The 13,890-nt window shown below is 68.9% G+C and carries 15 protein-coding genes; 12 read left to right on the top strand and 3 right to left on the bottom strand.

All coding sequences use genetic code 11. The annotated features are described in order from the left end of the window. Positions 1-4: 4 nt before the first annotated feature. Positions 5-967 carry an ornithine carbamoyltransferase gene (gene argF, locus EV671_RS09245; RefSeq protein ID WP_132571018.1) on the bottom strand — a complete coding sequence of 321 codons (963 nt, stop codon included), beginning with the start codon at positions 965-967 and terminating at the stop codon, positions 5-7. Next, the gene (locus EV671_RS09240; RefSeq protein ID WP_132571017.1) at positions 964-2,169 is read right to left on the bottom strand and encodes an aspartate aminotransferase family protein; all 1,206 of its coding nucleotides are present in this window, start codon (positions 2,167-2,169) and stop codon (positions 964-966) included. Before EV671_RS09240 ends, argF begins: the two co-directional genes overlap by 4 nt. 152 nt (positions 2,170-2,321) lie before the next feature. Here EV671_RS09240 and EV671_RS09235 point away from each other — a divergent pair, with 152 nt between their 5' ends. Then, a complete protein-coding gene (locus EV671_RS09235) occupies positions 2,322-2,651 on the top strand; it encodes a DUF3579 domain-containing protein (RefSeq protein ID WP_132571016.1) in 330 nt (109 codons plus the stop codon). Between the two features lie 79 nt (positions 2,652-2,730). Next, positions 2,731-3,597, top strand: coding sequence for an alpha/beta fold hydrolase (locus tag EV671_RS09230; protein WP_165917515.1), 867 nt, complete (start codon positions 2,731-2,733; stop codon positions 3,595-3,597). A 100-nt stretch (positions 3,598-3,697) separates the two neighbouring features. Here the strand turns inward: EV671_RS09230 and rpsT are convergent, their stop codons facing one another. Beyond that, the gene (gene rpsT, locus EV671_RS09225; protein WP_119046154.1) at positions 3,698-3,994 is read right to left on the bottom strand and encodes a 30S ribosomal protein S20; all 297 of its coding nucleotides are present in this window, start codon (positions 3,992-3,994) and stop codon (positions 3,698-3,700) included. Positions 3,995-4,114: 120 nt separating this feature from the next. Between rpsT and murJ the strand changes: the two genes are divergently transcribed. From murJ to EV671_RS09175, 10 genes are all read left to right on the top strand, one after another. After that, complete coding sequence (gene murJ / locus EV671_RS09220) at positions 4,115-5,677, top strand: murein biosynthesis integral membrane protein MurJ (RefSeq protein ID WP_132571014.1); 1,563 nt, start codon at positions 4,115-4,117, stop codon at positions 5,675-5,677. After that, positions 5,677-6,534 carry a SirB1 family protein gene (locus EV671_RS09215; RefSeq protein ID WP_132571013.1) on the top strand — a complete coding sequence of 286 codons (858 nt, stop codon included), beginning with the start codon at positions 5,677-5,679 and terminating at the stop codon, positions 6,532-6,534. The genes murJ and EV671_RS09215 overlap by 1 nt, the downstream gene beginning before the upstream one ends. 28 nt (positions 6,535-6,562) lie before the next feature. Next, on the top strand, positions 6,563-7,621 hold the full coding sequence (locus tag EV671_RS09210; protein WP_132571075.1) for an AI-2E family transporter: 1,059 nt from the start codon (positions 6,563-6,565) through the stop codon (positions 7,619-7,621). Next, positions 7,621-8,325 (top strand): HdaA/DnaA family protein, encoded by a 705-nt coding sequence (locus EV671_RS09205; RefSeq protein WP_132571012.1) that lies wholly within the window; start codon positions 7,621-7,623, stop codon positions 8,323-8,325. Before EV671_RS09210 ends, EV671_RS09205 begins: the two co-directional genes overlap by 1 nt. Beyond that, a complete protein-coding gene (locus tag EV671_RS09200; RefSeq protein WP_132571011.1) occupies positions 8,306-8,974 on the top strand; it encodes a histidinol-phosphatase in 669 nt (222 codons plus the stop codon). Before EV671_RS09205 ends, EV671_RS09200 begins: the two co-directional genes overlap by 20 nt. Beyond that, positions 8,971-10,512 carry a polynucleotide adenylyltransferase PcnB gene (pcnB, locus tag EV671_RS09195; RefSeq protein WP_132571010.1) on the top strand — a complete coding sequence of 514 codons (1,542 nt, stop codon included), beginning with the start codon at positions 8,971-8,973 and terminating at the stop codon, positions 10,510-10,512. Before EV671_RS09200 ends, pcnB begins: the two co-directional genes overlap by 4 nt. Beyond that, positions 10,509-10,985: a 2-amino-4-hydroxy-6-hydroxymethyldihydropteridine diphosphokinase gene (folK, locus tag EV671_RS09190; RefSeq protein WP_132571009.1), complete on the top strand. Its 477-nt coding sequence runs from the start codon at positions 10,509-10,511 to the stop codon at positions 10,983-10,985. The genes pcnB and folK overlap by 4 nt, the downstream gene beginning before the upstream one ends. A gap of 15 nt (positions 10,986-11,000) precedes the next feature. Beyond that, on the top strand, positions 11,001-12,128 hold the full coding sequence (locus tag EV671_RS09185; RefSeq protein WP_132571008.1) for an SLC13 family permease: 1,128 nt from the start codon (positions 11,001-11,003) through the stop codon (positions 12,126-12,128). Positions 12,129-12,212: 84 nt separating this feature from the next. Continuing rightward, the gene (locus EV671_RS09180; protein WP_132571074.1) at positions 12,213-12,860 is read left to right on the top strand and encodes a DUF47 domain-containing protein; all 648 of its coding nucleotides are present in this window, start codon (positions 12,213-12,215) and stop codon (positions 12,858-12,860) included. A 13-nt stretch (positions 12,861-12,873) separates the two neighbouring features. Next, on the top strand, positions 12,874-13,884 hold the full coding sequence (locus EV671_RS09175; protein ID WP_132571007.1) for an inorganic phosphate transporter: 1,011 nt from the start codon (positions 12,874-12,876) through the stop codon (positions 13,882-13,884). Positions 13,885-13,890 lie beyond the last annotated feature (6 nt).

The raw sequence follows: 13,890 nt of genomic DNA, 5'->3' as shown, positions 1-13,890 counted from the left end.
TTCTTCAGCCGATGCGCCCGAGCAGCAGGTACTCCATCAGCGCCTTCTGGACGTGCATGCGGTTTTCCGCCTCGTCCCACACGACGGATTGCGGGCCGTCGATGACCTCGGCCGCGACCTCCTCGCCGCGATGGGCCGGCAGGCAGTGCATGAAGAGGGCATCCGGCTTGGCGCGGGTCATCATGGCCTTGTCCACGCACCAGTCCGCGAACGCGGCCTTGCGGGCCTCGTTCTCGGCCTCGTAGCCCATGCTGGTCCAGACGTCGGTCGTGACCAGGTCGGCGCCTTCGCAGGCCTCGCGCGGGTCCTTGAAGACCTTGTAGCAGCCGGCGTCCTTCACGCCGGCGACGGCCGGGTCGATGCCGTAGCCGCTGGGCGTGCTGACATGCACCTTGAAGCCGAGGATCTCGGCCGCCTGCAGCCAGGTGTTGGCCATGTTATTGCCATCGCCCACCCAGGCCACGACGCGGCCCTTCAGGCAGTCCATGTCGATGGCGCCGCGGCGGTCCATGCCGCGGTTCTCGATGAAGGTGAACAGGTCGGCCAGGATCTGGCAGGGGTGGTACTCGTTGGTCAGGCCGTTGATGACCGGCACGCGCGAGTACGCCGCGAAGCGCTCGATCTTGCTCTGCTCGAAGGTGCGGATCATCACGATGTCGACCATGCGGCTGATGACGCGCGCCGAGTCTTCCACCGGCTCGGCGCGGCCGAGCTGGCTGTCGCCGGTGGTCAGGTGCACGACGGAGCCGCCCATCTGGTACATGCCCGCCTCGAAGCTGACGCGGGTGCGCGTGCTGGCCTTCTCGAAGATCATGGCCAGCGTGCGGTCCTGCAGCGGCTGGTATTTCTCGTAGTTCTTGAAGCGCCGCTTGATGATGGCGGCGCGGTCGAACAGGTGGGCGTATTCCTCGGCGCGCAGGTCCTTGAACTGCAGGTAGTGACGCATCAGTCCGTCTCCCGGCTTCATGGCTTGGGCTGCGCGAGCAGCGCCTTGATGAGGGGCACGAGACGGGCAGCGATCTCGCGGGCTTCGTCGTGCGTGAGGATCAGCGCGGGCAGCAGGCGCACGACGCGCTCGGCCGTCACGCTGATCAAGAGGCCGGCTTCGAGGCACTGGGCCAGCAGCGGGCCGGCTGGGCGGTCGAGCTCGATGCCCAGCATCAGGCCCTGGCCGCGGATCTCGACGACGCCGGCCACGCCGGCCAGCCCTGCAGTCAGCGCGCCGCGCAGCGTGGCGCCGACGGCTTCGGCATTGGCCAGCAGGCCGTCCTCTTCCATGATCTTCAGCGTCTCGATGCCGGCGCGCATGGCCAGCGGATTGCCGCCGAAGGTGGTGCCGTGGTTGCCGGCCTTCATCACGCCGGCCGCGCGCGGGCCGCAGATGACGGCGCCGATGGGCACGCCCGAACCCAGGCCCTTGGCCAGCGGCATCACGTCGGGCTGGATGCCCGCCCACTGGTGGGCGAACCACCTGCCGGTGCGGCCGATGCCGCATTGCACCTCGTCCAGCATCAGCAGCAGGTCGTGCTGGTCGCAGACGCGGCGCAGCGCCTGCAGAAACTCGATGCGGGCCGGGTTGATGCCGCCCTCACCCTGGATGGTCTCCAGGAAGATGGCCGTGATGTTGGGATGCGCGGCGATGGCCGCCTCGACGGCGGCGATGTCGTTCAGCGGCACCCGCACGAAGCCCGGCACCAGCGGCCCGAAGCCGGCGTGGATCTTGGGATTGGCGGTGGCCGACAGCGTCGCGATCGAGCGGCCGTGGAAGGCGCCCTCGAACACCAGCACCTCGGGGGAGTCGTTGCCGCGGTCATGGCCGAACTTGCGCGCGATCTTCAGCGCCGCCTCGTTGGCCTCCAGTCCGCTGTTGCAGAAGAAGACATTGACGAGGCCCGAAAGCTCGCAGAGCTTGGCCGCGAGCTGCTCCTGCAGCGGCATCTGGTAGTAGTTGCTGCAGTGGATCAGTTTGGCCGTCTGGTCCTGCAGCGCCGGCACCAGGCGCGGATGGTTGTGGCCCAGCGTGTTGACCGCGATGCCGCCTAGCCCGTCGAGCAATCGTCGGCCCGTCGTGTCCCAGACCCAGCAGCCCTGGCCGTGCGAAAGCGCAACGGGCAGGCGGCCGTAGGTCGGCATGACATGGGGCTCGGACGAGGGCGGGACAGCGTTCATCAGGTCTCCTGATCGAGGTTGAGAAAAATTGGGCTTTTGATTCTAGAGTCGATGCCGGGACATTTGCTGCGCCGCAACAGATCAGCCCGCGCCAAGGCACAATAGCGGTCTTTGGCAGCGGTGCTCCGCTGCACAGCGAAGCCCCTCCGTCCATGACCGTTGCTCCACCGCCGCGCGAAGTCTTCATCCAAGGCATCACCCAGGATGGACGCACCTTCCGCCCGAGCGACTGGGCCGAGCGTCTGGCGGGCGCGATGTCCTGCTTCCGGCCGGGCGGCGTGCGTCCGGGCATCGGCTCCCACATCGGCTATTCGCCGTTTTGCGTGCCCACCGTCATCAATGGCGTGAAGTGCGTCATCGTCAACGAGGAGCTCAAGCGCCTCGAGCCCATGGCCTGGGACTTCGTCATGAACTTCGCGCGCGACAACAACCTGCAAGTCGCCGACGCCTGCCTGTTGCCGGATGGCAAACCGGGCGCCTGATTTCCCCAGTCCTATCGACATTCCCAGGGCAGGGTGCCACGGGCGGCCGCTATCCTCGGTGCTGCTCAGCAACATGCCGATGAACATCCGCGCTGCGTCCTCACCTGCCGACATGCCTCAGGCCACACCCCTGCGCGTGCCGCAGGCGCGCGCATCGGTCTGGGTGCTGCTGCGTGGCCTGTCGCGCGAGAGCGGCCACTGGGGCGCCTTTCCCAATTTCCTGCTGCGCGAGCTGCGCCAGCTGCAGCCGGCCTCGCAGCTGCTGATGCTGGACCTGCCGGGCACCGGCACGCTGCGCGGCCAGGCCAGCCCCATGCAGGTCTCGGCCATCGTCGATGCCTGCCGCCGCGAGCTGCAGGCCCGGGGTGTCGCCGGGCCGGTGTCGCTGGTGGGCATGTCGCTGGGGGCCGCGGTGCTGGCGGACTGGGCCAACCGCTATCCCGACGAAGTCGAGGCGGGCGTGCTGATCAACCCCAGCCTGCGGCCGTTCAACGAGCTTTTTCGCAAGACGCGACCGCTGAACTACCTGGGTCTGCTGCTGCTCTCGCTGAGCCGCTTCAGCGCCCGCATGCGCGAGGAGCGCGTGCTCAGCCTGACGACGCGCCTGACGCCGGCGCAAGCCGTCATCGATCGCTGGCTGGAGCTGCAACGCCTGCATCCGCTGGGCGTGCGCAACACGGCGCGCCAACTGATCGCCAGCATGCGCTACCGGGCCAGCCGCACGCGCCCCGCCGCGCCGATGCTGCTGCTGTGCAGCAAGGCCGACGACCTGGTCGACTGGCGCTGCTCCCAGGCCATCAGCCGCGCCTGGGGGGCGCCGCTGCGCCTGCATACCAAGGCCGGCCACGACCTGCCGCTGGACGATCCGCAGTGGGTGGCCCGTGCCGTGGCCGAGTGGCTGCGTGACCGCAGCATCCAGGGCGTCGAGCCCGGCGAGTGGCATTGACGGGCCATCGCCCAAGTCCGAGCGAGCCCGCCACACGGCCTGGAAATGCAAAAGGCCCGCTACAGCGGGCCTTTTGCTTGCACCAGGGCTGGATTGGTTATCAGGCGGCGAGCGCCTTGATCTTGGCGGACAGGCGGCTCTTGTGGCGAGCAGCCTTGTTCTTGTGGAAGATGCCCTTGTCGGCGACGGAGTCGATGACGGCCTGGGCGGTCTTGAACAGGTCGGCGGCCTTGGGCTTGTCGCCGGCCGTCACGGCCTTTTGCACGTTCTTGATGACGGTGCGGAATTTGGAGCGCAGCGCGGTGTTCGCGGCGTTGAGCTTGACGTCCTGGCGGGCGCGCTTGCGGCCCGACGCCAGGCGAACCGTCTTCTTCTTGGCTTTGGAGCTGGTTGCCATGCTGTGTCTATACCCAGTTGGTGCAAAGACGACGAGTATAGCATGACATCAGGGTTTCAGCCAAGCGTCGGGGCGGAGTTCCGAAAATGACGCCATTGGCGACACAGATAATCCGCCGCCATGAATCTGCTGCGCGCTGCGTCGACCATTTCCCTGCTGACCCTGACCTCGCGCATCACCGGCCTCGTCCGTGAGCAGATGATGGCCGGCCTGTTCGGCGCCAACGCGATGACCGACGCCTTCCTGGTGGCGTTTCGCATTCCCAATCTGCTGCGGCGGCTGTTCGCCGAGGGGGCGTTCTCCCAGGCCTTCGTGCCGCTGCTGGCGGCCACGCGGGCGACCGAGGGCGACGAGGCCACTCACCGGCTCGTCGACGCGGTGGCCACCGTGCTGCTGTGGGTGCTGATCGGCACTTCCGTGCTGGGCATCGTCGCGGCGCCACTGCTGGTCTGGCTGCTGGGCTCGGGCCTGTCCGCCAAGGCCTTCGACGCTTCGGTCGTCATGACACGCTTCATGTTCCCCTACATCGGCTGCATGTCGCTGGTGGCGCTGTCGGCCGGCATCCTGAACACCTGGCGGCGCTTCGCCGTGCCGGCGGCGTCCCCGGTGCTGCTGAATCTGAGCATGATCGCCTGCGGCTGGGCCCTGGTCGGACCGCTGCAGCGCGCCGGCTGGCCCGGCATCTACGGCATGGCGGCGGGCGTGATGCTCGGCGGCCTGCTGCAGCTGGCCGTGCAATGGCCGGCGCTGAGCCGCATCGGCATGCGGCCGCGCATGCGCTGGACCCTGGGTGGCCTGCGGGATTCACGAGCCCATCCCGGCGTCGGGCGGATGCTGCTGGCGATGGGGCCGGCGCTGCTGGGCGTGGGCGTGTCGCAGCTGTCGCTGATGATCAATACGCAGATCTCCAGCCATCTTGCCGAGGGCGCGACCTCCTGGCTGAACTACGCCGACCGGCTGATGGAGTTTCCGATCGGGTTGCTGGGCGTGGCGCTCAGCGCGGTGCTGACGCCGCAGCTCTCCGCCGCGCAGGCGTCTGGCGAGGATGCGCGTTACAGCCACCTGCTCGACTGGGGCCTGCGCATGGTGCTGCTGCTGGCGCTGCCCTGCGCCGTTGCGCTGCTGGTCTTCGCCGAACCGCTGACGGCCGTGCTCTATCACCGCAAGGCCTTCGGTGCCGCGGACGTGGCCCACACGGCGCAGTCGGTGATGGGCTGGGGCGTCGGCCTGCTGGGCCTGATCGCCGTCAAGGTGCTGGCGCCCGGCTTCTACGCCCGCCAGGACACCGGTACGCCGGCCAAGATCGCCGTCGTCGTGCTGGTGCTGACCCAGTGCTTCAACCTGGTCTTCGTGCCCTGGATCGGCGTGGCCGGCCTGGCGCTGTCCATCGGCCTGGGCGCCCTGGTCAACGCGAGCTGGCTGCTGCTGGGCTTGAGGAAGCTGGGCAGCTACCGCCCCGAGCCGGGCTGGCTGGCCTTTGGCCTGCGTGTCGGCGCGGGTTGCGTGGCCATGGGCCTGCTGCAATGGCAACTGGCCTCGCGCCTGGACTGGATCGCGCTGGGGGCGCATGAGTTCCACCGTGCCCTGGTGATGGCGGCCAGCCTGGCCGGCAGCGCCGTCGTTTACTTCAGCGTCTTGATGCTGGCTGGCGTCAAGCTCAAGGCCCTGTCCCGTCCCGCCTGATGCGCTTCGCCCCGCCCACGCCCCTGGATTACTTCGCCAGCCTCGTCGCCGAGGACGCGGGGCTGAACCTGCTCGAGGCGGCGGTCAGCCTGGCCCAGGACGAATACCCCCAGCTCGATGTGCAGGCCGTGCTGGCCGAGGTGGACGGCCTGGCCAGGCGCCTGCGCGAGCGTGTCGCCGTGGACGCGGCACCCGCTCATCGCCTGCATCTGCTGACACGCTTCTTCCACGGCGAGCTTGGTTTCGCGGGCAACCTGAACAACTACTACGCGCCGGACAACAGCTTCATCCACCGCGTGCTGCAAAGCCGCCGCGGCCTGCCGATCTCGCTGGCCGTGCTGCTGCTGGAACTGGGTGAGCAGATCGGCCTGAGCGTCTCGGGCGTGGCCTTCCCCGGCCACTTCCTGGTCAAGTGCAAGATCGGCCCGGGCGAGGCCATCGTCGATCCCTTCACCGGCGAATCACTGTCGGCCGCACGTCTGGACGAGCGCCTGGCCCTGTACCGGCAGGGCAGCGGCCTGCCGGACGACCTGCAGCTGCCGCTTGAGTTCTTCCTGCGCGCGGCCTCGCCACGCCAGATCCTGGCCCGCATGCTGCGCAATCTAAAAGAGGTGCATCGCGCCGCCCAGGACTGGCCGCGCGTGCTGGCCGTGCAGCGGCGCCTCGTCGTGCTCTTGCCCGACGACCCCGTGGAGAAGCGCGACCGCGGCCTGGCCCTGGCCGCCCTGGGCGCCACCGGCGCCGCGGCCGAGGATCTGGCCGCCTATCTCGCCGAGCGCGGCGATGCGGCCGACGCCCCCCAGTTGCGCGCCCGCCTGGCCGTGTTGCTGGAGCGGGGCAGGCCGCCGCTTCAGTGACAATCCGCGCCCGCCGCCCAATGCCATGATGAAGCTCAGCAAGCACCAACGCACCGCCCTGGCCTGGGGTGCCGTCGCCGTCGCCGCAGCCCTGCTGCTGTGGCTGCTGGCGCCCGTGCTTGCGCCCTTCATCACCGCCGCCGTGCTGGCCTATGCGCTGGCGCCGGCCGTGCAGGCCCTGGTCGGTCGGCGCCTGCCGCGCGTCGTCGCCGTGCTGGTCGTCGAGCTGCTGCTCGGCGTGGCGCTGCTGGCCCTGCTGCTGCTCGTGCTGCCCATCCTGAACCAGGAGATCCCGGCGCTGCGCGAGCAGATCCCGGCCCTGGCCAAGGTGGCCAACGAGCGGCTCGCACCCTGGCTGGCCCAGCATGGCATCCAGCTCCAGCTCGACACGGCCAGCATCAAGGCCTTCGTGCTGAAGTATCTGGACGCGAACCTGGAGGACTGGCTGGCCACGGTGCTGAGCTCGGCCCGCATCGGCGGCAGCTTCCTGCTGGCCTTCGTCGGCAACGCGGTGCTGCTGCCCGTCGTGCTCTTCTATCTGCTGCACGATTGGCCTTCGCTGATGGCGCGCGCCTGGGCCCTGGTGCCGCCGGTGGCGCGCGAGGCGGTGGGCGGTTTCCTGGCCGAATGCGACGCCATGCTGGGCCAATACCTGCGCGGGCAGTTGCTGGTGATGCTGGCGTTGGCTGCTTACTACAGCATCGCGCTCTCGCTCGCCCGCTTCGACCTGGCCCTGCCCATCGGCGTCTTCACCGGCCTGGCGGTCTTCATTCCCTACGTCGGCTTCGGCCTCGGCCTGCTGCTGGCCCTGCTGGCCGGGTTGCTGCAGTTCGCCAACCTGTATGGCGTCGCGGCCGTCGCCGTCGTGTTCGGCATCGGGCAGTTGCTGGAGGGCTTCGTGCTCACGCCGCGCTTCGTCGGCGAGCGCATCGGCCTGAGCCCGCTGATGGTCATCTTCGCGCTGCTGGCCTTCGGCCATCTGCTGGGCTTCGTCGGCGTGCTGATCGCGCTGCCGCTGTCGGCGCTGGCGGTGGTCGCCGTGCGGCGCCTGCATGCGGCCTATCTCGGCAGCGCGCTGTTCCGGTGATGAGGCAGATCCCGCTTGCGCTGCTGGCGCCTCCGGCCCACAGCTTCGACAACTTCGTGACCGGCGCCAACGCCGAGGCGCTGGCCTATCTGCTCGGCCTGATGCCGGGCGACCCGCCGGTGCTGCTCTGGGGGCCGACCGGCTCCGGCAAGACCCATCTGCTGCAGGCCCTGGCCGAGCGCTGGCAGGCAGCCGGCCAGCGCGTGGCCTGGTATGACGCCGACACCCCGCTGCCCTGGGAGCTGCCGGCCCATGAGAGCCTGCTGCTGCTGGACGACTGCCACCGCTTCGACGCGGGCCAGCAGCATGCGGCCTTTGCGCTCTTCGTCGCGTCGGCGGGGCAGGGCTACAACGTCGTCGCGACCGCCGACGCCCCCGCCGTCGACCTGGCCGTGCGCGAGGACTTGCGCACCCGGCTGGGCTGGGGCCCGAGCTTCGCCCTCGAACCGTTGCGCGAGGCCGAGATGCGCGCCGTGCTGCGCCGCGAGGCCGACCGCCGCGGCCTGCTGCTCGGCGACGATGTGTTGTCCTATCTGCTGACCCGCTTCGAGCGCAACCTCAAGGGCCTGATGGCCTTGCTGGAGCGCCTCGACGAATTCGCGCTGTCTGCCAAGCGCGCGCTGACCCTGCCACTGCTGAAAGCCATGCTGGCCGACGAAGGTGGCGAAAAGAAAACCGACTCTGATGAATCTGACACTGTTTGACCTCGACGGGACGCTGATCCCGGTGGATTCCGACCATGCCTTCGGCGGCTTCATGGTCGATGTGGGCTGGGTGGATGCGTCGGTCTGGGGTGCGAAGAACGACGAATTCTTCGCCCAGTACAACGCCGGCACGCTGGACCTGCCGGCCTATGTCGACTTCGCAACGTCGGCCTGGCGCGGCCGCCCGCTGGCCGAGGCGCTGGCGATGCGCGAGCGCTTCATGGCCGAGGTCATGAAGCCCGCCCTGCGACCCGCGGCCGTGGCTCTGGTCGAGAAGCACCGCGCAGCCGGCGACCTGATCGCGCTGGTCACGGCCACCAACGAATTCGTCACCGCGCCGATCGCCGACGCCTTCGGCATCGAACACCTGATCGCCGTCAAGCTGGTGCGCGACGCCGAGGGGCGCTACACCGGTGGCGTCGACGGTGTGCCGAGCTTCCGCGAAGGCAAGATCCGGCGCGTTGACGACTGGTTGCAGGGCCTGGGGGCACAATGGCGCGATTTCGAGCGCATCAATTTCTATAGCGACTCGACCAACGACCTGCCCCTGCTCGAACGCGTCAGCCACCCGGTGGCGACCAACCCCAGCCCCACGCTGGCGCAGATCGCCACCGAACGCGGCTGGCCCCAGCTCCATCTCTTCGCATGATCAAGAAGTTCATCGACAAGCTGCTCGGCAAGCCCGCCGCAGCGTCCAAGAAGACCAGCCCCCTGGGCAAGCGGGTCGAGATCGCCGCCGAAGTCCATGGCATCGACCCCGATCTGCTCGACGAGCGCGCCGTCAAGGTCGTCAAGACGCTGACCGACGCCGGCTTCGAGGCCTATATCGTCGGTGGCGCCGTGCGCGACCTGCTGCTGGGTGTGCGGCCCAAGGATTTCGACGTGGCCACCAATGCCACGCCCGAGCAGGTCAAGGGCCTGTTTCGCCGCGCCTTCATCATCGGCCGGCGTTTTCGCATCGTCCACGTCGTTTATGGCCGTGGCCGCGAGCACGAGGTCATCGAGGTCTCGACCTTCCGCGCGCTGCCCACCGAATCCGAGGCCGTGCAGGGCAACGAGAAGACGGCCAAGGGCGAACTGGAAGGCAAGTCCCACGCGGTGGATGCCAGCGGCCGCGTGCTGCGCGACAACGTCTGGGGCCCGCAGATCGAGGACGCGGCCCGCCGCGACTTCACCGTCAACGCGATGTACTACGACCCGCAGCGCCGCCTGGTCGTGGACTACCACGGCGGCCTGGCCGACGCCAAGGCCAAGCTGCTGCGCATGATCGGTGACCCCGAGACCCGCTACCGCGAGGATCCGGTGCGCATCGTCCGTGCCGTGCGTTTCGCGGCCAAGCTCGGCTTCGAGCTCGAGAAGAAGACGCTGGCCCCGGTGAAGGCCTGCATCCCGCTGCTGTCCAACGTGCCGGCCTCACGCCTGTTCGACGAGATGATCAAGCTGCTGCAGACCGGCCATTCCCTGGCCAGCCTCGTGCAGCTGAAGAAGCTGGGCCTGGTGGGGCAGGGCGGTAAGGGCGTGTTCGCCGTGCTGGATGCCATGCTGACCGAGACCGGCGACCTGCCCGAGGGCGTGCGTGGCGCCTTCGTGCGCCAGGCCTTCGAGGACACCGACCGCCGCGTGAAGGACGGCCGTGGCGTCAGCCCCAGCTTCATGCTGGCCTGCATGCTCTGGCACGAGGTGCTGGACCGCTGGACCAAGATCCGCAACGGTGGCGAGCCGGTGGTGCCGGCCCTGGCCCAGGCCATCGATGCCGTGTTCGATGCCCGCATCGGCGACATCTCCGGCCGCGGCAAGCTGGCCGCCGACATGCGTGAGATCTGGATGATGCAGACCCGCTTCGAGCGCCGCAGCGGCTCGGGCGTGTTCAGCCTCATCGAGCAGCCGCGCTACCGCGCCGGCTTCGACTTCCTGCGCCTGCGCGCCGACGCCGGCGAGATCGACCCGGCCCTGGCCGACTGGTGGGAGGACTTCGCGCTCGGCAGCGACGACGACCGCCAGGCCTTGCTGGCGGATGTCCGCACTGCCCAGCAGAAGGCGCCGCGCGTCGTCCGTGCGCCTCGCCCCGAAGCCCCCGCAGACGAAGAGGCCGAGGTCGCCGCGGACGCGCCGGCCAAGAAGCGCCGGCGCCGCCGCCGCAAGCCGGCGGGTGGCGGGGAGGGCGCCGCCGCGCCTGCCGCCGAATGAGCTCGCGCGCCTACATTGGCCTCGGCGCCAATCTCGGCGCCGATCTCTCAGCCACGCTGACCCAGGCTGCGCTCAGCCTCGCGGCCCTGCCCGACACGCAGGTGGTGGCGCTGTCCAGTGTCTGGCGCAGCGCCCCGGTCGACGCGAGCGGCCCAGACTTCCTGAACGCCGTCGCCGCGCTGGACACGGCGCTGGCGCCGTTGGCGTTGCTGGAAGCCTTGCAGGCCATCGAACATGCCCATGGCCGCGAGCGACCCTATCGCAATGCGCCGCGCACGCTGGACCTCGACCTGCTGCTCTATGACGACCTCGTGCTCGACACGCCGCGACTGAGCTTGCCCCATCCGCGCCTCGGCGAGCGGGCCTTCGTGCTGCGCCCGCTGCTCGAGATCGCCCCCGACCTCGGCCGGCTGGCCGCTGGCGACGGCTGGTTGTCCCAGCGCCTGGAGCGGCTGGGACCGCTGTCGCTCTGAGCTCAAGCCCGGTCGATGACCGCCCCATTCCGAAGGCTGTTGCGCAGCCTGCGTGAAGACAGGTTCTTCCTGATCCTGCTGGCCGCACTGGTGCTGCTCAGCGCCATGGCGCCGGCTCGCATCGCCGGCTATGCGGTCCTGGTCGACTGGCCGACCATTGCCGCGCTGACCGGCCTGCTGGCGCTGACCAAGGGGCTGGAGCTCAGCGGCGCGCTGAACCGGCTCGGCCATGCGATGGTGGACGCCATGGCCACCGAGCGTGCCGCGGCGCTGAGCCTCGTGTCCGCCGCCGCGCTGCTGTCCACGGCGCTGACCAACGATGTGGCGCTCTTCGTCGTCGTGCCTCTGACCCTGGGCGTGTGCCGCCTGACGAAGATGCGGTCGACCCGCCTCATCGTGTTCGAGGCGCTGGCGGTCAACGTCGGCTCGGCGCTGACGCCGATCGGCAACCCGCAGAACCTCTTCATCTGGCATCTGGCCAACGTGTCCTTCGGTGCGTTCGTCTGGCAACTGCTGCCGCTGGTTGGTGGCCTGATGGCGGCGCTGCTGGCGCTGACGGCGTTCGCTTTCGAGGCCCGCCCGATCCGGCTGCACGACGACACGCCGCCGGCAGCGCTGGACCGCGGCCTGCTGGCCGCGTCGCTGCTGCTTTACGGGCCCTTCCTGGTCGCCACCGACCTGCACCAGGCGGCCTGGGCCGTCGCAGCGGTCGCCGCCGTCTTCCTGCTCGTGCGCCGGAGCGTGCTGGCGCAGATCGACTGGGGGCTGCTGCTGATCTTCGTGCTGATGTTCATCGACCTGCGGCTGCTGGCGGGCCTGGCTGTGGTGCGCGAGGCCATGCTGGGCCTCGGTCTCGACCGGCCGGTCATGCTCTACGCCGCCGGCATCGGCCTGAGCCAGTTCATCAGCAACGTGCCGGCGGCGATTGCGCTGGCCGAGTACTCACGGGACTGGCGCGTGATCGCCTACGGCGTGAATGTCGGCGGCTTCGGCTTCATGGTCGGCTCGCTGGCGAACCTGATCGCGCTGCGCCTGTCGGGCGACCGGCGGGCCTGGCTGAGCTTTCTCGCCTATTCGATACCGGCGCTGCTGGTGGCGGCGGCCCTGGGCTACGTGCTGTTGTTCGGCGTCGGCCCCAACTGATACAGCCGCTTCAAGTCGGATTGATGACGGCGCCGTGACGGCGCCCGGTAAAATGCCGGCCTTCTTAGAAATCCAAGGATGCCCATGCTTTTTGGCAAGCTGCTGCCCCGAGAGGGCAATTTTTTTGAGCTGTTCAACGAGCACGGCAACCACATCGCGGAAGGCGCCCGGGCCTTCCTGAAGATGATCGAGAACTACGCCGACCCGGCGCTGCGCCAGCAATATGCCGACGAGGTGGACAAGTCCGAGCACGCGGCCGACCGCGTGACGGCCGAGGTGAACCGGTTGCTGCACCGCACCTTCATCACGCCCATCGACCGCGAGCAGATCCATGGCCTGATCAACGCGATGGACGACATCCTGGATCTGCTGCAGGACTCCTCCGAGACCATGTCGCTCTACGACGTTCGCAGCGTGCCCGAGCAGGTGCTGCAGCTGGCGACGCTGTCCGTGCGCTGCTGCGAGCGCGTCCAGCATGCCGTCACGCTGCTGCCCCACCTGAGCAAACCGGCCACGACCGAGGCCGCGCTGAAGACCTGCGAGGAGATCGACCGCCTGGAGTCCGACGCCGACCGCGTGATGCGCTCGGCCATGTCCAGCCTGTTCCGCGAGCAGGCCGACGTTCGCGAACTGATCAAGCTGAAGGCGATCTACGAGCAACTGGAGTCCATCTCCGACCGCTGCGAGGACGTGGCCAATCTCATCGAGGGCATCGTCCTCGAGAACTCCTGATCCGGGAGCGACCATGCCTCAGGCAGAAATCGCCTTCTGGGTGGTGGCCTTGCTCGTCGTGCTGGCCCTGCTGTTCGACTTCATGAACGGCTTCCACGACGCCGCCAACTCCATCGCCACCGTCGTCTCCACCGGCGTGCTCAAGCCCCAGCAGGCCGTGCTGTTCGCGGCCTTCTTCAACGTCGTCGCCATTGCCATCTTCCAGCTCAAGGTGGCCGCCACGGTCGGCAAGGGCATCGTCGAGCCGGGCGTCGTGGACCACCATGTCGTCTTCGGCGCGCTGATGGGCGCCATCGCCTGGAACGGCATCACCTGGTGGTGGGGCATCCCGTCGAGTTCTTCGCATGCCTTGATCGGCGGCATCGCCGGCGCGGTCGTCGCCAAGGCCGGGCCCTCGGCGCTGATCGCCGGCGGCATCTGGAAGACCGTGGCCTTCATCATCGTCTCGCCGCTGCTGGGCTATGTGCTGGGCTCGCTGATGATGGTCATCGTGGCCTGGATCTGCCGGCACAAGTCGCCGATCCGCATCGACCGCTGGTTCCGGCGGCTGCAGCTGGTGTCCGCCGGCCTGTACAGCCTGGGCCACGGCGGCAACGATGCGCAGAAGACCATCGGCCTGATCTGGATGCTGCTGATCGCTGCCGGCATGGTCGGCGTCGGCGACAAGGCGCCGCCGGCCTGGGTCATCGTCGCCTGCTACATCGCCATCGGCATGGGCACCATGTTCGGCGGCTGGCGCATCGTGCAGACCATGGGGCAGCGCATCACCAAGCTCAAGCCGGTGGGTGGTTTCTGCGCCGAGACCGGTGGTGCGATCACGCTCTTCCTGGCCACGGCCCTGGGTGTGCCGGTGTCCACCACCCACACCATCACCGGCGCCATCGTCGGCGTGGGCTCGGTGCAGCGCCCCTCGGCTGTGCGCTGGGGCGTGGCCGGCAGCATCGTCTGGGCCTGGATTTTCACGATCCCGGCCGCAGCGCTCGTGGCCGGCGTCTGCTACTGGGTGAGCTTCACGCTGTATTGACCCACC

This window comes from Roseateles saccharophilus, assembly GCF_004342485.1.
GTDB lineage: Bacteria > Pseudomonadota > Gammaproteobacteria > Burkholderiales > Burkholderiaceae_C > Pelomonas > Pelomonas saccharophila.
Note: the sequence above shows the minus strand (reverse complement) of the source record. Positions and strands in the feature narration are given on the sequence as shown.